This is a genomic window from Corynebacterium canis (assembly GCF_030408595.1).
In the GTDB taxonomy this organism is placed as follows: Bacteria; Actinomycetota; Actinomycetes; order Mycobacteriales; family Mycobacteriaceae; genus Corynebacterium; species Corynebacterium canis.
The window spans coordinates 1,243,086-1,263,919 of sequence record NZ_CP047080.1 but is presented as its reverse complement, the minus strand read 5'-3'; the positions used below and the strand labels follow the sequence as shown (position 1 = coordinate 1,263,919).

Below are 20,834 nucleotides of genomic sequence, written 5' to 3'. Positions count from 1 at the left end.
TGCGTCTGTGGAATTCAGTTAGCCCCGTAGAAATCCTCTGCGAATAAGGGCCAATCTTGGTGGACGTACCGGATACTCACGTTCGAGTGGGTACGGAATCCGACGGACATTAGGCTCCGTCCCGGCGGGAAAAATTCTTACAGAAACAGGCGTTGCGTGTAGCGCCTCAAACTCCCCTGGAACGGGCGACCTGTCGGTTCAGCAATAGTGTACCCCATGACTGCCGCTACATAGATAATCGGGCGCTAAAGTGGTCTTCATGCTCAGCACAATGAACGACCTTCCGCTGTCAATTTCCCGCATTTTGCGCTACGGCAGCAGCGTCCACGGGGACACCACCGTGACCACTTGGGGAGTCAACGGGCCGGAAGAAACCACCTTCGCCAATATCGGCGCCCGGGCCGCCGCGCTCGCGCACGCATTGCGGGACGAGCTCGGCATCGACGATGACCAGCGCGTAGGCACATTCATGTACAACTGCGCCGAGCATTTAGAAACTTTATTCGCAGTCTCCTGCATGGGGGCGGTATTCAACCCGCTGAATAAACAACTCATGCAAGACCAGATCCAACACATTATTAATCACGCCCAAAACGAAATAATTATCGCCGACCCCCGCCTAGCCCCGCAGCTCGGTGAACTGTTACAGGAATGCCCCAGCGTACGCGCCGTCGTTATGATCGGTGAAGGCAACCTCGACGCAGCCTTCGCGGCAATCCCCGAGCACATTGCCACCCACTCCTACGAAGCGCTTCTCGACGGCCGCTCCACCGACTACCCCTGGCCCGAACTGCCCGAAAACACCGCCGCCGCCATCGTGTATTCCACCGGAACCACCGGAGCCCCCAAAGGCGTGGCATACTCACACCGCTCCATATACCTACACTCCATGAGCCTGCGCACCACCGACTCCTTCGCCATCACCCACGGCGAACCATTCCTATGCTGCGTGCCCATCTACCACGTGCTCAGCTGGGGCATCCCCGTCGCCGCATTCATGTCCGGCACGCCCCTCGTCTTCCCAGGGCGCGACCTCTCCCCCGCGACACTAGCCACCATTATCGCGCGCACCCACCCGCGCGTGGCCAACGGCGTGCCCACACTATGGATCTCCCTCATGGTGCACTACCTGAGCAACCCGCCGGAACGCATGAGCCTGGTGGAAATCTTCGTCGGCGGGTCGCCGGCGCCGCCGATCCTGATCAAACTATGGGAGGAACGCTACGGCGTGGACGTTATCCACATCTGGGGCATGACCGAAACCTCCCCCATCGGCACCGTCGCCCGGCCACCATACGGGGTGAGCGGCGAAGCGCGTTGGAATTACCGCATCAGCCAAGGCCGCTTCCCCGCCTCCATCGAATACCGCGTGGTCACCGACGGCGAAGTAGTCACCGGGACCGACCGCAACCAAGGCGAAATCCAAGTGCGCGGAAACTGGGTGACCGCCTCCTACTACCATTCCCCCACCGAAAGCGACGGCGGCAGCGCCCACGAATTCCGCGGCAAAGATGTTGACGACGCCCGCGACAAATTCACCGCCGACGGCTGGCTACGGACCGGAGATGTGGGCTCCATCACCAAAGACGGGTTCCTGACCATCGAAGACCGGGCGCGGGACGTCATCCGGTCCGGCGGCGAATGGATCTACTCCGTGCAGCTGGAAAACCTGGTCATGGAATCCGAAAACGTGGTGGAAGCGGCAGTAATCGGATTCCCCGACGACAAATGGGGCGAACGCCCCCTAGCCGTAACCGTCCTTCACGCCGGAGTGCCCGCCACCCGGGAAACCGCCGAAGCCCTGCGCGACACCCTCCGCGAAAAACTCCCCGCCTGGATGCTTCCCGAATACTGGACCTTCGTCGCATCCATCGACAAAACCTCCGTGGACAAATTCGACAAAAAAGACCTGCGGAAACACCTCGCCGACGGCGATTTCCGAGTAATCAAACTCAAAGGCCCCGGCGAGAAGTAGGTGGTGGGGTGGTTTGGGTTTTCCCTGGGCTCCTGGCGTCCGGGAGGTCGGTTGTGCCCGCCGGGTTTTCCCTGGGCTCCTGGCGTCCGGGAGGCAAATTCCCTGGTCATCGCGCTATATCGTGCCCAATCAAATATGGCGCATTCCAATCTCGCGTTTTAAGGCCCGCTAAGCCCCCTCCGCATACCCAAGTACCCCCAAACGCCTTAAACGGCCCCTTTGAATCGCGCCCAAAACACCCCCGGACTTAACGCCGGACCCGTTTTTCTCCCGAGGACGCCGGGTTCCGAGCCGTTTCGGGGCGCCCTCGGGCGATTTCCACGCGAAAAAGATCTGGTTTTATACCTATCGGGGCTCCCAACTACGCATCGCACCCCATTCACCTCGGAGCCCCGGTGCACCACCGCCGTAGCCGCCGGAATATGGCCACTAACACGCCTCCAGAAATAGGTTGCACCCTCCACATGAAGTTTTTTACACACGAATCCCGGATTCTGTGTAATTTTCATCATCTGGGGCCGCCCTGGGCCGCCGCCGCGATATGTTTTACACAGATTTCGGGATTTTGATGTAAAAAATATCGGTAGACACCGTTCAACCCTCGATGCGAGGATAGGTTGGAAGCAACCAACCACATCAAAATGACGCCTTTAGCCCGATTCGCCCATAGTTCACCGTGGGTAGCCAATTTCGCAAGCTCAGCGGAGCTCCTACGGCATTCCCATAATAAGCTTTGGTCCGAGAAATATATTGGCCGCGATCATACCCCTCTTCAGCCAATGCGTTGTGCTCCACAAGTAATCGAGGGCCCCAGATCAAACACGGCACCCCCTCATTCACCCCGCACAGACGCAAGTTTCACAAAACCATCGGCCACAACAACAGATCGCGACAACATTTACCGAACCGCCAACACCCCAAAGCAATAGGTCGCGCACTTCACATGAAATTTTTTACACACGAAACCCGGATTCTGTGTAATTTTCATCATTCGGGAACCCCTAGAGCCATCATCCGCGATATGTTTTACACAGAATTCCGGATTTCGATGTAAAAAATATCGATAGACACCGTTCAACCCCGCGCACGGTTCGCCGAATGCAGCCAACCCCAAAACCACAGCGGCGTCGACACGCCGACATCCTCCAACCCAAGCCCCAGCTTCGCCCCAAATGTGATTTTAGCCATATCTATCACCACCATCCACACCAAACAAACCCCTTACCTTACGCCCGCAACCATCCAACATATGTAGCGCCCAACCGACACGCAAAAATAACCTGAGTGAGCACGCGATATCCCTCGCCGAAGTAAAACCACGCACCTCCCAACTCACCGGCACCAGTATCGTGGCAAGAACACGCGTACCCTTCACCCGAATCTCCAGAAAGCTGCTCGCCATGAAGATATTTGTCGCCGGCGCCACTGGTCGCGTCGCCCAAGCCCTCATCCAAGAACTCGTATCCGCAGGTCATCACGTTTTTGCGGGCGCACGAAACCCCGCCGCCATTCCCACTACAAGCAATATCACCCCCGTAGCCTTCGATTTAACGGCGTCGCCTGAGGAATTATCCAAGCTCATCGCTCCCGTAGACGCGATATATTTCACCGCAGGCTCGCGCGGCGCAAACTTATTGCAGGTGGATGCCTTCGGCGCGGTCAAGCTCATGCAAGCTGCCGAGTTGGCAGGTGTTGAGCGGTTTATCCTGCTGTCTTCTGTGTTTGCCACACAACCAGAAAGGTGGTCCGACCCGGGCCTCGCGGAGATCATGAATTACAACATCGCCAAATTCTTCGCTGACCAGTGGTTAATCCGCAACACCTCGCTGGATTACACGATTATCCAACCGGGCCGCCTTGTCGAGGCAAGCACCGCAACGGGTCTGATCCAAACCGATGTCACCTTTGCGCAACCGAATTCGATCCCAAACGTCGCCCAAGTTCTCGCCGCCGTTCTCGAACGCAGGAATACTTTCGGCAAGGTCATCACGATGGCCGACGGTTCCGTTCCCATCGCGGAAGCTCTGGAAGCCGTGTAGTCCGCCTCCCACCACCCAACGCACAAATTTCTACGGTTTTATCTGGAATTATTCCCTATTTTCACGTAGCCTAGCCTTGTGACCACCTCGTTTGCGCTCCAGCCCGGCGCGACCGAAATCGGCAGTCCACGCGCGGGACTCCTCACTGACCGTTTCGGACGCATTGCCCGCGATTTGCGTGTGTCACTTACGGATCGCTGTAATCTCCGTTGCACGTATTGCATGCCTGCGGAGGGTCTGCCGTGGATCCCCACCGCCGAGCATCTTTCGGATGCGGAATTGATCCGCCTGATCACCATCGGCGTCACTCGCCTGGGCATTCGAAAGGTCCGCTTCACGGGCGGCGAGCCATTGTTGCGCAAACACCTTGCCGATGTCATTGCGGCCACGAAGGCTTTGCGCACTGACCAGGGCAAACCGGTGTCCACTGCGATCACTACGAACGGTGTGAGTCTCGCTCGCCATGCTCCATCACTGGTCGCGGCTGGCTTGGACCGTGTGAACATTTCTTTGGATTCGCTCGACCCGCACAGGTATTCGCAAATCACTCGCCGCACCAGGCTTATCGACGTCCTTCAGGGCATCGCCGCAGCGCAACGTCTGGGCCTCACTCCGGTAAAGGTGAATACGGTTGTGATGCCAAAGGTGAACGAGCAAGACATTGTCCCTCTCGCTGAATATTGCCTGCACCATCACCTCCATCTGCGTTTTATCGAACATATGCCCCTAGGGCCGCCAAACACTTGGAACCAGAGTTCGATGATTACGGCCGCACAGATCCTACACACCCTCGAACAGCGATTCGATCTCACGCGCGCTCACACCGAGGATCCCGCAGCACCAGCGAAGCTATGGCACGCGACCGACAAGCTAAATCCCGATATCACGGGGGATATCGGTGTCATCGCGGCGGTATCCAAACCATTTTGCGGGGATTGCGATCGCACCCGCCTGACTTCCGATGGCGCCATTCGATCCTGCTTATTTAGCCACACCGAAACGGATCTAAAGGCGATGCTGCGTGCGGGCGCTTCCGACGCCGAGATCGCCGCCGCTTGGACTACCGCCATGTGGAATAAACCTGCTGGTCACGGCATTAATGATCCCACCTTTTTGCAACCCACACGCACGATGTCCGCCATTGGAGGTTAACAGGTATGCGCCCTATTACGGTCCGGTTTTTTGCCGCTGCGGCAGACGCTGCGGGCACGAGCGAAACCACCCTAGAGATACCCGAAAACGCGCAGCTCGCCGAGGCCCTAGATTTGCTGGAACAGCGATTTCCCAGCTTGGCAAGTATTCACCCGCATTGCACAGTGTTTATCAATGATGCACACACCGAAAACCAGGATCTTAGCGATGCGCGCACGATGGATATTTTGCCCCCGTTCGCTGGCGGCTAGGCGCAATTGCTCCATTCGTATGTGCCATCGGAATAGTATTGTTTTTTCCACACCGGTACTTGCTTTTTTACTTCATCCACAAGCTCCGCAAGCGCCGCGAACGCGGCTTCCCTGTGTGGGCTGCTCACCGCCGCAGCGAGCGCAGTTTCACCGATGTTCAAATGGCCAACTCGATGCACAATTGCCACGCCACACAGCCCGAATCTCTCGCGAATATCCTCCGCTACTTCTTGCACAATACGTTCGGCTGCGGGATGCGCGCTGTATTCCAACGAGGTGACTTCTCGCCCGTGATCATGGTTACGAACGCGCCCATCAAAGACGGCTATCGCACCCGATGTATCGTCCGCGACCCGTGTTGCTATTTCGGCGATTGTAAGTGGGCAATTCGTGATTCTTCCGTATGTCATTTGCTCTCTGGCCTTTCCCGTTCCGCTTTTCCACATCATGACAGAAAGTGAGCTCCTCGTGTTACGCAGCCTTTCCGAGCATCTCGATGCCGTGCTCAGCCTCGCCACCGCGCCGACCCCAGTAACCACCATGGCGCCCAGCGATGCCCTCGGCCTCACCCTCGCGGCAAACATATATGCGAAGCTCGCGGTGCCCCCGTTTCACAATTCGGCCATGGATGGTTTCCTCGTCCATCACGCGGATTTCAATGGCCCCGGCCCGTGGACCTTCCCAGTCATCGGCGATATCCCCGCGGGTACAGACGTTCGAACTCCAAGACGGGGCGCCGCCCTCCGCATCATGACCGGCGCGCCCGTGCCAGAGGAGCCCGGCCTCGCCGTTGTGCCCGTCGAACACACCAATATCCCACGCGGCCCACAATCGCTCCCCAGTTCGGTCACCATATTCACCGCCCCAAAGCCCAGCGCACACATTCGCATGCGGGGCGAAGACACCGCGATCGGGGAACTCACCGTTGCTCAAGGCACGCGTATCGACGCCGCGACCATCGCCGCACTCGTATCCACCGGCAATGCGACCGTCCCCGTTCACCAGCCTATTCGCGTTTCCATCCTTGCCACTGGCGATGAATTGGATCGGCAGATCCCCAATTCCAATAGCCCGATGCTCGCCGCATTGTGTCAATCGCAGGGCGCACAGACCCATGTGCTGCCCGCCACCGGGGACACTCCGGCGGCGTTGCGCGCCGCCCTCGAGGCCGCTAAGGGCTCGAATCTCATTTTGACCACCGGCGGCATATCCGCAGGTGCATTCGACATCGTGCGGGAGCTACTTTCACCGGATGTCTGGTTCGGTCAGGTGGCGTTGCAACCAGGCAAGCCACAAGGCGCAGGTACGTTCGATGGGATCCCGATCCTCTGCTTGCCGGGCAACCCGGTAAGCGCATTCGTGTCCTTCCACCTATTTGTGGCCCCGCTCATGCGTGCCCTGAGCGGTCAGGTTCCGCAGGGATTGGACGAGCGCCCGCAACTGATGGCCAGCGCGGCTTGCGAATTCCATGCAGATAGCAAGCGCGATCGATTCATTCCGGTGCGCATCAAGTACGGAACCACCCCTCAGGCGATCAGCTCCCATCGGAGCGGCTTGGGCAGCCACTTCGTGGCGTCGCTGGCTGGGGTAACTGGTTTGGCATACCTGCCACACGGCACGGGTACCACCGCAATTGGCCAGCCCGTTCGGGTGCTCTTGGTATAGGATTCCCCCATGAAATTCACGCACCTCAACGATCACGGTGCCGCCCATATGGTGGATATTTCCGGCAAGCAACCAAGCGTGCGGCACGCCACGGCGCACGCCGAGGTGGCATGCTCTCCGGAAGTGATCCAGTCCCTGCGCGATGGCACAGTGCCCAAGGGGGATGTGCTTGCGGTTGCTCGCATCGCCGGGATCAGCGCCGCAAAGCGGGTGCCGGAACTCCTGCCACTCGCACACACAATCGGTGTGCATGGCTGCGAAATCAAGATCGAATTGCACGCCGACCACGTGGTCATTGACGGCAGCGTGCGCACTGCGGACCGAACGGGCGTCGAAATGGAAGCGCTGACCGCTGTGACCGTGGCCGCGCTGGCAATCATCGATATGGTGAAGGGCGTAGACCGCAGTGCATATATTCGGAATTGCTTTGTCACCTCGAAAAGCGGCGGCAGGTCTGGAACATGGATACGAAACGAACATCCATAGGCGGCGGGCCGGGAATCGACGTTATTATCTTGGCGGGCGGCCACAACTCGCGCATGGGTGGGCGCGACAAGGCGCAATTAGAGCGCGATGGCCTGCGCTTTATCGATTGCATCGTGGCGGAGCTGCGGTCCCACTATGAAGTGTCTGAAATCGTGGTGGTCACGCCGCGCGAATTCACCCTCCCCGAGGGTGTCGTAAGAACTTGCGAAGACCCGGCTTTTGGCGGCCCCGTCGCAGGGATCGCCGCGGGGGCCGCGGCCCTGCGCAACACCCCCGGGACCCGAGTGCTGATCCTAGCCGTGGATGCACCGGATGCGGCCCGGCTGCTACCCGCCCTGAGCGCAGCGCTCGCCGATTCCGATGTGGCGGTGGTTCGCAGCACCGCCGGATTCCTAGAACCGCTATGCGCATTATGGAACAAGGATTCGCTACTAAAGGCATTGAACACGCTGCCTAATACTCGAGATATCGCGGCGAAGAGACTCATCGCGGCGGCTCCACAGGTAGTGCAGGTGGCCGGCACGGGGGCCGAGCAAGATTACGACACCCCGGAATCGCTGTCCCGCTGGCGGCCAGAAGGCTAGCTGACCTTAATGGTTCCGGCTTGGCCGAGTTCGGCGCGAGTCATCACATGGTTGAGGAAGGTATAGCTGCCAGGCTCGTCGAAAACCATTTCTACAAAGCCGCCCTGGGCGGGCAATAGGGGCAATACCTGCGCACCGGAACCTTGTTCGAGGCCACGCCGGACGGTGTACTGGCCTTCGATAAACACGGTGTCGAAAAGCCCGCCGACAACGTGGAAGCTCAGTGCTTGGTCTGGGCCAATATTGCACACCCAGAGGCGCACCCGCTCGCCGGCGCGGACGCGTAACGGGCGATGGAGGTATTGGTCGGGGTATCCATTGAATGCCGCGAGGTCATATTGCCCTGCGAACACACGTGCGGTATCGGCGCCGACAGACTCCGCCCCGAGGAACACTTCGGTGCCATTGAGCACGAATTCGTGGTCCACCGGGTCGAGGTCGGGCGGGTCGATGATGACGGAACCGGCCATGCCATTGGCGATGTGAACGCTCATCGGCATGGTGCCACAGTGGTACATCCAAATACCGGCCCGGCGCGCCTCGAATTTGTACACCAGTTCGTCACCCGGGGCGATGTCGCGCATCACGGCATCGGGGCTGACTTCGCCGGCGTGGAAATCCACGGAATGCGGCATGGTGCCGTTATTAACCAGCGTGATTTCGAACGTATCGCCGACCTTGCCGCGAAGCGTTGGGGCGGGAACTTGGCCATTGAAAAGCCACTGTTTTTGCTTGTGCCCCGGGGCGACCTCGCGAATCTCCTCGGTGATCTCCAGCCGCACCCGATGCACGGTTTCCCTTGGCGCGGGCGGCAACGTTGCGTCGAAAGCCGTGAAATCTTTGCCCGGATCGGCCATGCGCTGAGCCATCGAAGGCACCCGCTGCGGGTTGGCGGATTGCTGCCCCGCGACGATATCGCCATGACCGGGATGGCCCGATTGGGCACCCGCGCCCGTCACGCGTATATCGAACACCATGCCGAGTTCCCTATGACCCGCGACGGTGCAATAACCCTGGGTGCTGGCCGCCACGGCACCCGCATCGAATTCCACGCTCTCCCCCGGCGCGACCAAGCCGGAGTTTGCGGAACCGATCTGCAGATCGTGGTCCATAGTGGAATTGTTTATCAGGGTGATCTGCAGGCGCGTGCCCGCCGGAACCTCCACGCTCGCGGGGGTAAATTCGTATCCCTGAATCGTGATGGTGAGCTCCTGGCGCGCCGCAGCGTTCGTGCCGGGGCTGGCGGACGGGGCGTCGATACGCAGGGGGTTGGTCAGGGCGACGGTCACGGTGATAATCGTCGCAATGGCAAGGCCCACCAGCGACCAAATAATCCACTGCTGACCTGCGTCTTTCTCTGTCCGGGCGGTCATTTCATTGCGTGCTTTCTAGGGGCCGAGTATTGCCTCGCGGCGGCGACAATCAGGGCAATAACGTGCCCGAGCGCGCCGAGGATCATCAGCAAAATGCCGGGGAAAAAAGCGATCGGATTCCAAAGGGACAGCACGATCAGGCCACCCCCGTAGTTGAGGATCGTGAAGCGGGCGGGGCCGGCGAATTCGGCAACGGAACGGCCGACGCGCACGGCGTTTGGGCCGCGCCCGATCATGGCCGGAAGCAGGAACAACAACACCGATAAAATGAGTTGCACCACGCCTACCCCAAGCAATGCGGGCAGGATATTGCGGAAACTCGTACGCGGCGATACCCCGCACATAAGTGCTATTGCATCGCAGGTGATAAGGGCAATGATCCACAGAAGCGCCGTGCAGGTGCCAACGCTTGCGGTGTCCCAATCGGCGCGATTCGGGGCCTGCAACGCGCTCGCGATCACCGGCCAAATCACGCCCACCCCGGCGGCCGCCACAAGCAAAAATCCGGCACCCGCGATGCGGCTGCCACCGGCCACGCACGCCACGGTGCCAAGCGCCAACGCCGCACCATGCAGCAGCAGCGCCCGCAGACACCACGCCCGCGCCCGCTCTGAATACTTTGTTCGAGTGAGCATCGGAAGCATGGTAATGATCGTGCCCAGAATGGTAGTCCACGCAAACCCCCACAGCGCCAACCGAGAATGCGCGGCCACTATCAAACTGACATTCAAACCCAATGTATATCCCGCGATTACCAGCAATACCGCGAGCGCCAACGCAACGGCGGCGACAATATAGAACACAACTGTGATCGAAAGGGGCGGTCCGGAGCGCGGAGCCCACAGCCGAACGACGGTGACGGCGTGCCACAGCGCCACGAAAACAACGGCGAGCGCGGCCCCCGTTACCCATGGTGACCAGGGCAATTGCACCCCTTGTCCCATAATAATCCCGAGCGCGGCGCTGATCAGCAGCATCTTCACGGCGGCGCTGCGATACGGCCTAACCTTCGAACGTGTGAGCGCCTGCGCGAAATGTGTGGAGTAGGCGATGATCGCATTGCTTAACACGCCGAGTGTAACCACATGCACTTGGCTCCACCAACGGTCGCTCACCGCGAGCGTGACCGCGGCGGCGACGATCCAGCAACCCACAACGGCGGCCATCAGCGTGTGCCAATATCCCCGCTTACGGAACACTTTTGCGAATGGCGCGACGAGGCTAGCCACGGCTATCACCGCCTGCGCGCGCCGCACTCGGCGCCCCCGCGTTGCTGTACAGAATTGCCATCCACCTATTTTCCACGGCTAAAATCGTAAGAAATACCTCTTCCGTTCACACTACTAGGAGTTCCCGTGGAAAAGTCACTGCCCATCGCCGCGTGCGATTGCCACTCCCATGAGCCCGCCATCCCGGCCATCGACGCCGGCGCCATTCCGCACGCCCTCCGCCACGGTGCGGTTCACGGGGCGCTAAACACGCTGCAACCGGGCGATTCCATGATCTTGATCGCTCCGCACAATCCGCTGCCCTTGCTCGAAGAAATCGACGCCCGCGCCGAAGAATTCGAACGCACATACGTTAAGCAAGGGCCGGAGGACTGGCACATTAAGTTCACACGTGTGAGCTAATTTTGGTGCGGCGCCCCGTCCTGCCCGCCGAGCTGCTCGAGCACATGCGGCACGAGCGGGCCGATCACATCAATCACATCGCGGACACCTCCTTTTGAGCCCGGCGCGTTCACAATCAACGCCGCATTTTCCCCGCGCCCAGTAACCCCGACAAGCCCGCGCGATAGCCCAGCCAGGGGCGTTTTTTTCAGCCCCCGCATCACGATTTGCGTGGCGATTCCAGGCAATTCAGCCTCCAAAAACGGCCGGGTGGCTTCAGGCGTCAGGTCGCGCGGCGTAATACCGGTCCCACCAACGGTAATAACCACGCGCGCGCCCGCCGCCAACGCTTCCCGCAACGCACGCTCCACATTATCGACGCCGTCCGGGACCAGCACCACCTCCCCCACGTCAACGCCGTGCATGGCCAGTATTTTCTTGGCCAGCGGACCGGAGTTATCTTCTCGCTCGCCACTTGCACAACGGTCGGAAACGGTTATGACCGCGCCTGGCACATGTTCTGACATTTGCGCGAGCTGCTTTTCTTGGATCAGTGGATCTGACACTGCACATTCCTTCCCGATTTCACCCCCGTTATAGGGTGTATTTCGCTATCCTCACGCGGGCAAACGCCCCCTAGAGGCCTCAAGCGACATTTTACCCAGTTTTTTTCGTTTAAATAGAACTAAGACGAAGAGCTTCCGCGCGCAGACTCACATTCATCCGCGGCACCGTCGTGGATATCTACGAAAGGTGACACTTTCATGACCTCTCTCAACACGGAAGGTCGAGTATTGCAGGGCTGGGATCCGGAGGACCCCGCCCGGTGGGATTCCAGAGTGGCGTGGCGCACCCTTATCATCTCGACCATTTCCCTCACCATCGGCTTCTGCGTGTGGTACCTCGTCGCAGCCATCGCCCCGAAGCTCAATGCCATCGGCTTCGATCTTTCGAAAGAACAATTGTATTGGCTGGCCGCGGTCCCCGGGCTTTCCGGCGGATTGTTCCGCTTGCTGTACATGTTTTTGCCGCCGATTTTGGGCACGCGAAAGCTCGTGGGCATCTCCTCACTGCTTTTTGTCATCCCCATGATCGGCTGGTTTTTCGCCGTGCAAAACCCCGAAACTCCGTTCTGGTGGTTGATTTGCCTGGCGTTGATGACGGGCATCGGCGGCGGCTCCTTCGCCGGATATATGCCCTCGACGGGGTACTTTTTCCCCAAGTCAAAGGCGGGTTCGGCGCTGGGCTTGCAGGCGGGCATCGGCAATTTCGGGGTGTCGCTTATCCAGCTTTTGGGCCCCTGGATCATGGGCTTCAGTTTGTTCGGTTTAGGCATGTTTGCCCCGCAACGCACCGCGCAGGGTGATGTCTGGGTGCACAATGTTGCCGCGGTACTTGTGCCGTGGACGCTGGTCATGGCCGTGGTCTCCTTTATCTGGCTTAAAGACGTCCCCATTAAGGCAAACGTTCGACAGCAGCTAGACATCTTCGGCAATAAAAACACCTGGATTCTCACCATCATTTACATCATGACCTTCGGCGCTTTCGCCGGTTTCGCCGCGCAATTTGGGCTGCTGGTGAACAACGTGTTCGGCGCCGATTCCGCACTCACCGAGCGTTACGACGCCGCGCTCCTCCCCGCCGGGGCAAGTTTCGCGTTCCTGGGGCCGCTGATCGGATCCGCAGTTCGCGCAGCATTCGGCGGTTTGTGCGATCGCTTTGGCGGTGCGATCTTCACCTTTATCGGCGGCGTAGGCATGATCATCTCCACCGCCATCGCGGCCTTGTTCCTTACCCCGGAATCCCCCGATGAATTTTGGCCGTTCTTGGCCGCCATGTTGGCGCTGTTCTTCTTTACTGGCTTGGGCAACGCCGGCACCTTTAAGCAAATGCCGATGATCCTGCCCAAGCGGCAGGCCGGCGGTGTGATCGGGTGGACCTCCGCGATCGCTTCCTTCGGCCCATTTATTGTGGGCATCCTGCTGTCGCTCATGGAGCCCGCCACGTTCTACTGGGGTTGCGTCGTGTACTTTATCGCCGCCACCGCCCTGACCTGGATATATTACGCCCGACCTGGGGCCCCATTCCCCGGGTAACCCGCCCGCTAGTAGCGAAAGACCCACCCCCATGACCCACGATACAACCAGCCAAAGCTCCCCATCCGCAAACCCGTTGCTCCAGCTCGGCACCTATTTGCGGCGGGGCACCTCCGGCAAGGATTTGCAGCAAATCCATTTGCGCGGCGGCCGCGACGCGGACGTGTTTTACCGCGATCGCTGGTCCTTTGACAAGGTCGTGCGCTCCACGCACGGCGTGAACTGCACCGGATCCTGTTCCTGGAAAGTCTATGTCAAGGACGGGGTGATCACCTGGGAATCCCAACAGACCGACTACCCCACCACCGGCCCCAATATGCCGGAATACGAACCGCGCGGCTGCCCACGCGGCGCCGCCTTCTCTTGGTACACGTATTCGCCCACGCGGATCCGCTACCCATATGCCCGGGGCGTGCTTATTGATATGTACCGCGAGGCAAAGCAGCGCCTCGGGGATCCCGTCCTCGCCTGGCGAGACATCGTCGAAGACGAGATCAAGGCCAAGGCGTATAAAAGCGCCCGCGGCAAAGGCGGGCTGATCCGAATATCCTACGAGGAAGCGCTCGAGATCGCGGCGGCCGCGCACGTATATACGGTCCGCCAATACGGCCCCGATCGCATCGCAGGGTTCACCGTTATCCCGGCCATGTCCATGATCAGCTACGGCTCGGGTTCCCGATTCCTCCAGCTTATCGGCGGCGTAAACCTCTCCTTCTACGACTGGTACGCGGACCTGCCGCCGGCGTCCCCGCAGGTTTTCGGCGATCAAACAGACGTACCGGAGGCCGGGGACTGGTTCAATTCCGCCTACCTCATCATGTGGGGTTCCAACCTGCCGCTCACCCGCACCCCAGACGCCCATTTTATGGCGGAGGCGCGCTACCACGGCCAAAAGGTTGTGGTGGTCTCGCCAGACTTTGCGGATAACACCAAGTTCGCCGATGAATGGCTCCGCATTAATCCCGGCACCGACGGCGCCCTCGCCATGGCCATGGGCCACGTGATCTTAAAGGAATTCCACATCGGCCAGCGCACCCCCTTCTTTATCGAATATATGCGCAAATACACCGATTCTCCGTTCCTGGTCACCCTGGAACAGCAACCCGATGGAACGGTCACCCCCGGGAAATTCCTCACCGCCGCCGATATGGCCGGCATTGACAACGATCTAGCGGCCTCGGCAAACGCCTCCCACCGGCTGCTCGCCATGGAGAAAACCGGACAAGTGATCGACCCAGGCGGCACGCTTGCCGATCGATGGGGCGAGGACGGCATGGGCAAATGGAATCTCTCTTTAACCGCCGTGGATCCCGTCATCTCCATTGCGGACACAGATTCGAAACTTACCCAAGAAATCTCATTGCCGCGCTTTGATCTCCCCGGTGAAGCCACAGCCGACGGCCCGGTAGGGGCGGGCGTCGTCACGCGTGGCGTGCCGGTCACCTTCGTCGGCGGACATACGGTGACAACGGTGTTTGACCTGCTGCTTGCCAGCTACGGCGTGGAGCGAGAGGAACTGAATCTGCCCGGGCAATGGCCGAGGTCATACGAGGATGCCAGCTGCCCCGGAACCCCCGCGTGGCAGGAGGAGCTGACCGGCGTTCCCCTAAATGCTGCCATTCGAATCGGACGTGAGTTCGCACAGAATGCGATCGATTCGCGCGGGCGCTCGATGATCGTTATGGGGGCCGGCGTCAACCACTTCTTTAATGCGGACACCATCTACCGCACCTTCCTGGCTCTCACATCTATGTGCGGAACGCAGGGTACCAATGGCGGCGGTTGGGCGCATTACGTGGGGCAGGAAAAGCTCCGCCCCCAAACGGGGTGGGCGCAATACACCTTTGCGCTGGACTGGAATCGGCCGCCACGGCACATGATTTCGACGGGCTTTTGGTATATCACCACCGACCAATGGCGCTACGATCACACCCGCGCCAGCCGCCTCGCCTCCCCGCTCAGCAAAGGCAGTTTCGGCGATAAAATGGTGGCGGACACGCTGGTGGAGGCCTCGAAACGCGGCTGGATGCCGTCATACCCGCAGTTCAACCGCAATAACCTCGCACTGAGCGCGGAAGCCGAAGAGCTGGGCATTCCCGTGCAGGAGCACATCGTCCAACAGCTGGAAAGCGGCGAACTCCAGTTCGCCTGCGAGGACCCGGACAATCCGGTCAACCACCCGAAAATCCTTTTGAACTGGCGGACGAACCTTATGGGGTCCTCCGCCAAAGGCACCGAGTTCTTCCTGCGTCACATGCTCGGCGTGGACTCCGACGCAACCGCCGCGGAGGTCGGCCCCGAGATGCGGCCGCAATCGATCGTGTGGCGGGATGCGGCGCACGGCAAGCTCGACCTGATGCTGGCCTCGGATTTCCGGTCCACCTCGACCACGCTGGTCAGCGACATTATCTTCCCGGCGGCGACCTGGTACGAGAAGCACGACCTGTCTTCCACCGATATGCATCCGTTCATACATTCGTTTAACGCGGCGATCGACCCGCCGTGGGAAGCGCGCACGGACTTCGAGCTGTTCCAAGATCTCGCCGAGCGGTTCAGCACCATGGCCGCAACCTGGCTGGGTACGCAAACAGATGTGGTTGCGGTACCGCTCACCCACGACACCCCGGACGAGCTCAACAGCCCGCACGGGATTGTGCCGAACCTGGCGGAGACGGGGCTACAGCCCGGCGTGACCATGCCGAAACTCGTCCCTGTAGTGCGGGAATACCATAAAACCTCGGAGAAGTTTAATACCATCGGGCCGCTCACGGCGAAGCTCGGAATGGCCACCAAGGGCATCACCTATCACCCGGATCGCGAGCTCGAAGAACTCGCGCAATCGAACGGGCAGACGGAAACTTCCTCGGGACTGCGGACACTGATCGATACCGATCTCAAGGCATGCGACATGGTGCTGCGCCTTTCCGGAACCTCCAACGGGCGGTTATCGCTGCAAGGGTTCCGGAGCTTGGACGCCCGCACCGGCACCCCGAAGCCAACCGCACATTTGGCCGAAGGCGACGAGGAGCGCCGGATAACCTGGCGGGACGTCTCCGAACGGCCGGTCAGCGTGATCACGTCGCCGGAATGGTCGGGCTCCGAGCACGGCGGGCGTCGATACACGGCGTTTTCTATCAACGTCGAGCACGACAAGCCTTGGCACACACTTTCGGGCCGCATGCACTACTACCTCGACCACGATTGGATGCGGGACTACGGCGAATCGCTGCCCGTGTTCCGGCCGCCGGTGGACCTGCACCATCTGTACGGCGAGGCGCCCCCGGGCGAACTTACGAACGAAAGCGGTACTGCGGAAGTGGCGGTGCGGTACCTGACCGTGCACAACAAATGGGCGATCCATTCGCAATACTTCGACAATTTGCACATGCTTTCGCTTTCTCGCGGCGGGCAAGTCATCTGGATGTCGCACAAAGATGCGGAAAAGATCGGCGTCAAAGACAACGAATGGGTGGAGGCATTCAACCGCAACGGCGTGGTTTCGGCGCGCGCCGTGGTTTCGCACCGCATGCCGGAGGGCACTGCGTTTATGCACCATGCGTCCGAACGCATTGTCGGGACGCCGATCAACGAGCGCACCGGTAGGCGCGGCGGGACGCACAACTCACTCACCCGCATCATGATCAAGCCCACCCACCTCGTCGGAGGCTACGGGCAATTCACATATGCGTTCAATTACATCGGCCCCACCGGGAATAACCGGGATGAGGTCACCAAGATTCGCCGTCGCTCCCAGGAGGTGCAGTACTGATGAAGGTCATGGCGCAAATCGCAATGGTAATGAACCTAGACAAATGCATCGGTTGCCACACATGCTCGGTGACCTGCAAGCAGGCTTGGACCAACCGAGAAGGCGTGGAATATGTCTGGTTCAACAACGTGGAAACTCGACCCGGCGTTGGATATCCGCGCACGTGGGAGGACCAAAACAGGTGGGAGGGCGGCTGGCAGCGCACCCGCGCCGGCAAGCTGAAACCACGCTCCGGCGGGCGTCTGCGCAAACTCGCAACTATTTTCCATAATCCGACTCTGCCGGACATTGCGGACTACTACGAACCGTGGACGTACGAGTACGACAAGCTGCTCAGCGCCCCACGCGGCGAGCGCACGCAACCCACCGCGCGGCCGCTAAACCAACTCACCGGTGAGCCGATTGACAAGGTCACATGGTCCTCCGCGTGGGACGACGACCTCGGCGGCTCTACGGAAACACTTTCGGAAGACCCGGTGCTGCGCGATATGAGCATCCAAGTGCGGACCGAAATCGAAGACGCCTTTATGTTCTATCTCCCGCGCATTTGCGAGCACTGCCTCAACCCCACCTGCGTGGCCAGTTGCCCCTCCGGCGCCATGTATAAGCGCACGGAAGACGGCATTGTGCTCGTGGACCAGAACCGTTGTCGCGGTTGGCGCATGTGCGTCTCCGGCTGCCCGTATAAGAAAGTGTTTTTCAACCACAAGTCCGGCAAAGCGGAAAAATGCACGCTGTGTTATCCCCGCCTCGAGGCCGGCCAACCGACGGTTTGTTCGGAGACCTGCGTGGGGCGTCTGCGCTACCTCGGCGTCCTGCTTTACGACGCCGACCGCGTCGCCGAAGCAGCCAGCGTTGCGGATCCCCGCGACCTTTACGAGGCCCAACGAGCCATCCTCTTGGACCCCTTCGATCCCGAAGTTATCGCCGGAGCCGAACGTGAGGGCGTACCGCGCGGCTGGGTCCAGGCCGCCCAGCAATCCCCGATCTGGGACCTGATCTCCACCTACGAGGTGGCCCTGCCGCTGCACCCCGAGTATCGAACACTCCCCATGGTTTGGTATATCCCGCCGCTGTCCCCAGTGGTGGACCAGGTGACCGCCAGCGGCAACGACGGGGAAAACCATAAGATCCTCTACTCCGCCATTTCCAATATGCGTATCCCATTGGAATATTTGGCCGGTTTGTTTACCGCCGGGGACACCCGCCCGGTCGAACGTGTGCTTCGTCGCCTTGCCGCGATGCGCTCATACATGCGAGACATCAATCTGGGCCGCCCGACGCAGGAGGAGATCGCCGCGGCCGTCGGCATGACCGGCGCCGAGCTGCAAAAAATGCACCGCCTGCTGGCCATCGCGAAATACGACGATCGCTACGTTGTTCCCACGACGCACACCGAGACTCCGCGCGGAATCGCCGGTCTTGATGCCGCCATCGCCGATTTCCCGGGCCAGCGAAATCTCACCGTCGCAGCCTTCCACGGGCTTGGCGAAGGCGCCCCGGCCGCCTGCCGCGAGGGCAGCGAACGCGGTCCCAAGATCAATCTTGCTTCCTGGCCGACTGGCACCCGCCCGGCGGCGATGTTCCCCGACACAAAGGCGAAACAATGACCACGTTTTGCTCACCTGTGCGAATGACCATGCAGCAGCGCCAGCTCACCCATATGGCCTGCTCGCTGCTGCTGGATTACCCCAATACGGAGTTTGTGGAGACCATCGCGGTCACGGAGTCTCAGCTGCCGGAGCTCCCCTTGCCGATCGCCACCGAACTCACCAAGTTTTGCACACACGTTCGGGATAACGGCATTCGCTGGCTCGCCGAGCATTACGTAACTACGTTCGATCAGCGACGTCGTTGTTCCCTCTACCTTTCCTACTACTCCGTGGGCGACACTCGGCAGCGCGGCGCCGCGATCCTCGCATTCCAGGACGCGATCCACGATTTGGGCTTCGAGCTCGCCCGCAAAGAGCTTCCCGACCACGTGTGCGTCGTCCTCGAGGCTTCCGCGCTTGCCGACGCCGCGGCCCACAAGGTTGCCGTAGAAATGCTGGCCGCTCACCGCGACGGCCTAGAGGTGCTCCGCACGGCGCTTACGGGATTAGAATCCCCGTACGCCCACGTGATTACCGCATTATGCATGTCATTGCCGCAAATCGACGCGGAAACCATCGCCTACTACCACGACCTTATCCACCAGGGGCCGCCCGCCGAGCTCGTTGGCATTGGTACCCCGCTGCCATTTCCCACCACCGTGAGTTAAGGACAAGACAATGACAAGTTTAGACACGTTTTTATGGGTCGCTTTTCCATGGTTAGCGCTGGCCGTTTTTATCATCGGTTCGATTTGGCGTTGGCGTTATGATCAATTCGGCTGGACCACCAAATCCTCCCAGATTTACGAATCCAAACTGCTGCGATTATCCTCCCCGGTTTTCCACTACGGAATGCTCGGCGTTATTGTCGGCCATGTCGTCGGACTCGCCATACCGAAATCTTGGACGCTCGCCCTTGGCATTAGCGAGGCAGCGTATCATTTCGTGGCCGCCTATATCGGCACCCTGTTCGGCATTGCGGCGGTACTCGGACTTCTTGGATTGCTCTACCGCAGGTTCGTTGTCAAGACCGTCCACCTTGCCACCTCTATCGGCGATAAGATCATGTATTTGCTGCTCGGAGTGGCCATCCTGCTCGGTTTCTTCGCCACGGTAAGCACCCAAATCTTCGGCGATAGCCACGGCTACGATTACCGCGAAACCATTTCTCCGTGGTTTAGAAGCGTATTCGCATTCCAACCTCAGCCGGAATTAATGGCCGATGTACCATTGGCGTTTAAACTGCACATTATTGCGGGTTTGATTTTGTTTATCGCATGGCCATTTACGCGATTGGTGCATGTCTTTTCCGCCCCGGTCGGATACGCCACTCGGCCTTATGTGGTGTATCGCTCTCGAGAGGCAACTATGGAAGATCACCAACGCGCAGGATAGGAAACAATTCACACCCGCCCATCGGAAATCCAACAGGCCCGTTCCTACGGAGCGTAGAGAAAGTGTGTGTCAGACAATGAAAAAGGTACAACGGGCAGCCGCCGCAGCGCTTATTTTGGGCACCGCCACGGCCTGTAGCGGCGGCGGCGAAACCACCGCCACCGACAGTTCGGCCGTAGCGGAACCAGTGATGGTGCTGGCCGCGGCGTCGACACGCGTACTCAACGAAGATATCGACTCTATGAGCGAACTCGAGCTGAGTTTTGTCAATGCAGGGTCATCCACCCTCGTGCAACAACTCATCGACGGAAGCCCCGGCGACATACTCATCACCGCGGACAAAGCTACCATGGATCGCGCGGTCGAGGCGGGTGTGGTGGCGGACCCTCGCGTCATTGCGACCAATCACCTTGTGCTGGTCACGCCGCAGGATAACCCAGCTCGTATCACGGGAGTGGACGAATCGCTACGCGGGGCGCAAGTCGTGGCGTGCGACTCGCAGGTACCATGCGGCCGGTCAACCGAAAAGTTTGTCGAAAAGCTGCTGCCCGGGTTGGAGTTCGTGTCTCGCGAACACTCCGTAACGGACGTGCTGGGCAAAGTCACCTCGGGCGAAGCGGACGCGGGTTGGGTGTATTCCAGCGACGCCCTCGCCGCCGGCGATAGCGTAAAAGTGTTCGAAGTGCCTGGGGCCGAGGAGGATCCCAACGAATATCTCGCCGCCGTAGTGAGCGCATCGCAACGCCAACAAGACGCCGAACAGATCATCGAACTTATCGATGCTAAGGACGCCGACACCATGTGGACCGAGCACGGCTTTACACCCAGCAAGTAGCCTTTCGGCACA

Annotated in this window: 18 protein-coding genes; 14 read left to right on the top strand and 4 right to left on the bottom strand. The window is 59.9% G+C overall.

Annotation, left to right across the window (positions count from 1 at the left end):
* Window positions 1-259 precede the first annotated feature (259 nt).
* From CCANI_RS05535 to CCANI_RS05520, 4 genes are all read left to right on the top strand, one after another.
* Window positions 260-1,975 carry a long-chain fatty-acid--CoA ligase gene (locus CCANI_RS05535; RefSeq protein WP_146323300.1) on the top strand — a complete coding sequence of 572 codons (1,716 nt, stop codon included), beginning with the start codon at window positions 260-262 and terminating at the stop codon, window positions 1,973-1,975.
* Between the two features lie 1,400 nt (window positions 1,976-3,375).
* Entirely contained in the window at window positions 3,376-4,014 is a 639-nt protein-coding gene (locus tag CCANI_RS05530) for an NAD(P)H-binding protein (protein WP_146323299.1), read from the top strand.
* Between the two features lie 78 nt (window positions 4,015-4,092).
* Complete coding sequence (gene moaA, locus CCANI_RS05525; protein ID WP_146323298.1) at window positions 4,093-5,166, top strand: GTP 3',8-cyclase MoaA; 1,074 nt, start codon at window positions 4,093-4,095, stop codon at window positions 5,164-5,166.
* A gap of 5 nt (window positions 5,167-5,171) precedes the next feature.
* Window positions 5,172-5,417 (top strand): MoaD/ThiS family protein, encoded by a 246-nt coding sequence (locus tag CCANI_RS05520; RefSeq protein ID WP_146323297.1) that lies wholly within the window; start codon window positions 5,172-5,174, stop codon window positions 5,415-5,417.
* On the opposite strand, the gene CCANI_RS05515 is transcribed toward CCANI_RS05520, so the two are convergent.
* On the bottom strand, window positions 5,414-5,866 hold the full coding sequence (locus CCANI_RS05515; RefSeq protein ID WP_246118150.1) for a molybdenum cofactor biosynthesis protein MoaE: 453 nt from the start codon (window positions 5,864-5,866) through the stop codon (window positions 5,414-5,416). The two genes, CCANI_RS05520 and CCANI_RS05515, sit on opposite strands and share 4 nt — an antisense overlap.
* Here CCANI_RS05515 and CCANI_RS05510 point away from each other — a divergent pair.
* The 3 genes from CCANI_RS05510 to mobA are packed head-to-tail and all read left to right on the top strand — an operon-like array spanning window position 5,865 to window position 8,152.
* Window positions 5,865-7,082, top strand: coding sequence for a molybdopterin molybdotransferase MoeA (locus tag CCANI_RS05510; protein ID WP_146323296.1), 1,218 nt, complete (start codon window positions 5,865-5,867; stop codon window positions 7,080-7,082). The genes CCANI_RS05515 and CCANI_RS05510 overlap by 2 nt on opposite strands.
* A gap of 9 nt (window positions 7,083-7,091) precedes the next feature.
* A complete protein-coding gene (gene moaC / locus CCANI_RS05505) occupies window positions 7,092-7,568 on the top strand; it encodes a cyclic pyranopterin monophosphate synthase MoaC (RefSeq protein WP_146323295.1) in 477 nt (158 codons plus the stop codon).
* On the top strand, window positions 7,544-8,152 hold the full coding sequence (gene mobA / locus CCANI_RS05500; protein WP_146323294.1) for a molybdenum cofactor guanylyltransferase: 609 nt from the start codon (window positions 7,544-7,546) through the stop codon (window positions 8,150-8,152). Before moaC ends, mobA begins: the two co-directional genes overlap by 25 nt.
* Here the strand turns inward: mobA and CCANI_RS05495 are convergent.
* Together CCANI_RS05495 and CCANI_RS05490 are read right to left on the bottom strand one after the other, a co-directional pair.
* On the bottom strand, window positions 8,149-9,525 hold the full coding sequence (locus tag CCANI_RS05495; RefSeq protein WP_146323293.1) for a multicopper oxidase domain-containing protein: 1,377 nt from the start codon (window positions 9,523-9,525) through the stop codon (window positions 8,149-8,151). The two genes, mobA and CCANI_RS05495, sit on opposite strands and share 4 nt — an antisense overlap.
* Window positions 9,522-10,754 (bottom strand): hypothetical protein, encoded by a 1,233-nt coding sequence (locus tag CCANI_RS05490; protein WP_146323292.1) that lies wholly within the window; start codon window positions 10,752-10,754, stop codon window positions 9,522-9,524. The genes CCANI_RS05495 and CCANI_RS05490 overlap by 4 nt, the downstream gene beginning before the upstream one ends.
* 126 nt (window positions 10,755-10,880) lie before the next feature.
* Here CCANI_RS05490 and CCANI_RS05485 point away from each other — a divergent pair, with 126 nt between their 5' ends.
* Window positions 10,881-11,156 carry a DUF2249 domain-containing protein gene (locus CCANI_RS05485; protein WP_246118149.1) on the top strand — a complete coding sequence of 92 codons (276 nt, stop codon included), beginning with the start codon at window positions 10,881-10,883 and terminating at the stop codon, window positions 11,154-11,156.
* Here the strand turns inward: CCANI_RS05485 and CCANI_RS05480 are convergent.
* Window positions 11,153-11,662 (bottom strand): MogA/MoaB family molybdenum cofactor biosynthesis protein, encoded by a 510-nt coding sequence (locus CCANI_RS05480; protein WP_146323396.1) that lies wholly within the window; start codon window positions 11,660-11,662, stop codon window positions 11,153-11,155. The genes CCANI_RS05485 and CCANI_RS05480 overlap by 4 nt on opposite strands.
* A gap of 237 nt (window positions 11,663-11,899) precedes the next feature.
* Here CCANI_RS05480 and CCANI_RS05475 point away from each other — a divergent pair, with 237 nt between their 5' ends.
* The 6 genes from CCANI_RS05475 (at window position 11,900) to modA (ending at window position 20,822) form a co-directional block, all read left to right on the top strand.
* Window positions 11,900-13,231: a nitrate/nitrite transporter gene (locus tag CCANI_RS05475; RefSeq protein ID WP_146323291.1), complete on the top strand. Its 1,332-nt coding sequence runs from the start codon at window positions 11,900-11,902 to the stop codon at window positions 13,229-13,231.
* 31 nt (window positions 13,232-13,262) lie between these two features.
* Entirely contained in the window at window positions 13,263-17,000 is a 3,738-nt protein-coding gene (locus tag CCANI_RS05470) for a nitrate reductase subunit alpha (protein WP_146323290.1), read from the top strand.
* Entirely contained in the window at window positions 17,000-18,610 is a 1,611-nt protein-coding gene (narH, locus tag CCANI_RS05465) for a nitrate reductase subunit beta (protein WP_146323289.1), read from the top strand. The genes CCANI_RS05470 and narH overlap by 1 nt, the downstream gene beginning before the upstream one ends.
* Window positions 18,607-19,260, top strand: a complete 654-nt coding sequence (gene narJ / locus CCANI_RS05460; protein ID WP_146323288.1) for a nitrate reductase molybdenum cofactor assembly chaperone — start codon at window positions 18,607-18,609, stop codon at window positions 19,258-19,260. Before narH ends, narJ begins: the two co-directional genes overlap by 4 nt.
* 10 nt (window positions 19,261-19,270) lie before the next feature.
* Window positions 19,271-19,987, top strand: coding sequence for a respiratory nitrate reductase subunit gamma (narI, locus tag CCANI_RS05455; RefSeq protein ID WP_146323287.1), 717 nt, complete (start codon window positions 19,271-19,273; stop codon window positions 19,985-19,987).
* Between the two features lie 76 nt (window positions 19,988-20,063).
* Window positions 20,064-20,822 carry a molybdate ABC transporter substrate-binding protein gene (gene modA, locus CCANI_RS05450; protein ID WP_146323286.1) on the top strand — a complete coding sequence of 253 codons (759 nt, stop codon included), beginning with the start codon at window positions 20,064-20,066 and terminating at the stop codon, window positions 20,820-20,822.
* Window positions 20,823-20,834: the final 12 nt, after the last annotated feature.

Bases quoted from the DNA above. Each gene is read 5' to 3' on its own strand.
- CCANI_RS05510 (WP_146323296.1), top strand. From the start codon at position 5,865: ATGACAGAAAGTGAGCTCCTCGTGTTACGCAGCCTTTCCGAGCATCTC.
- narH (WP_146323289.1), top strand. From the start codon at position 17,000: ATGAAGGTCATGGCGCAAATCGCAATGGTAATGAACCTAGACAAATGC.
- CCANI_RS05535 (WP_146323300.1), top strand. From the start codon at position 260: ATGCTCAGCACAATGAACGACCTTCCGCTGTCAATTTCCCGCATTTTG.
- narJ (WP_146323288.1), top strand. From the start codon at position 18,607: ATGACCACGTTTTGCTCACCTGTGCGAATGACCATGCAGCAGCGCCAG.
- CCANI_RS05475 (WP_146323291.1), top strand. From the start codon at position 11,900: ATGACCTCTCTCAACACGGAAGGTCGAGTATTGCAGGGCTGGGATCCG.
- CCANI_RS05480 (WP_146323396.1), bottom strand. From the start codon at position 11,662: ATGTCAGAACATGTGCCAGGCGCGGTCATAACCGTTTCCGACCGTTGT.
- CCANI_RS05520 (WP_146323297.1), top strand. From the start codon at position 5,172: ATGCGCCCTATTACGGTCCGGTTTTTTGCCGCTGCGGCAGACGCTGCG.
- moaC (WP_146323295.1), top strand. From the start codon at position 7,092: ATGAAATTCACGCACCTCAACGATCACGGTGCCGCCCATATGGTGGAT.
- CCANI_RS05470 (WP_146323290.1), top strand. From the start codon at position 13,263: ATGACCCACGATACAACCAGCCAAAGCTCCCCATCCGCAAACCCGTTG.
- narI (WP_146323287.1), top strand. From the start codon at position 19,271: ATGACAAGTTTAGACACGTTTTTATGGGTCGCTTTTCCATGGTTAGCG.
- mobA (WP_146323294.1), top strand. From the start codon at position 7,544: ATGGATACGAAACGAACATCCATAGGCGGCGGGCCGGGAATCGACGTT.
- modA (WP_146323286.1), top strand. From the start codon at position 20,064: ATGAAAAAGGTACAACGGGCAGCCGCCGCAGCGCTTATTTTGGGCACC.
- CCANI_RS05530 (WP_146323299.1), top strand. From the start codon at position 3,376: ATGAAGATATTTGTCGCCGGCGCCACTGGTCGCGTCGCCCAAGCCCTC.
- CCANI_RS05515 (WP_246118150.1), bottom strand. From the start codon at position 5,866: ATGATGTGGAAAAGCGGAACGGGAAAGGCCAGAGAGCAAATGACATAC.
- CCANI_RS05495 (WP_146323293.1), bottom strand. From the start codon at position 9,525: ATGACCGCCCGGACAGAGAAAGACGCAGGTCAGCAGTGGATTATTTGG.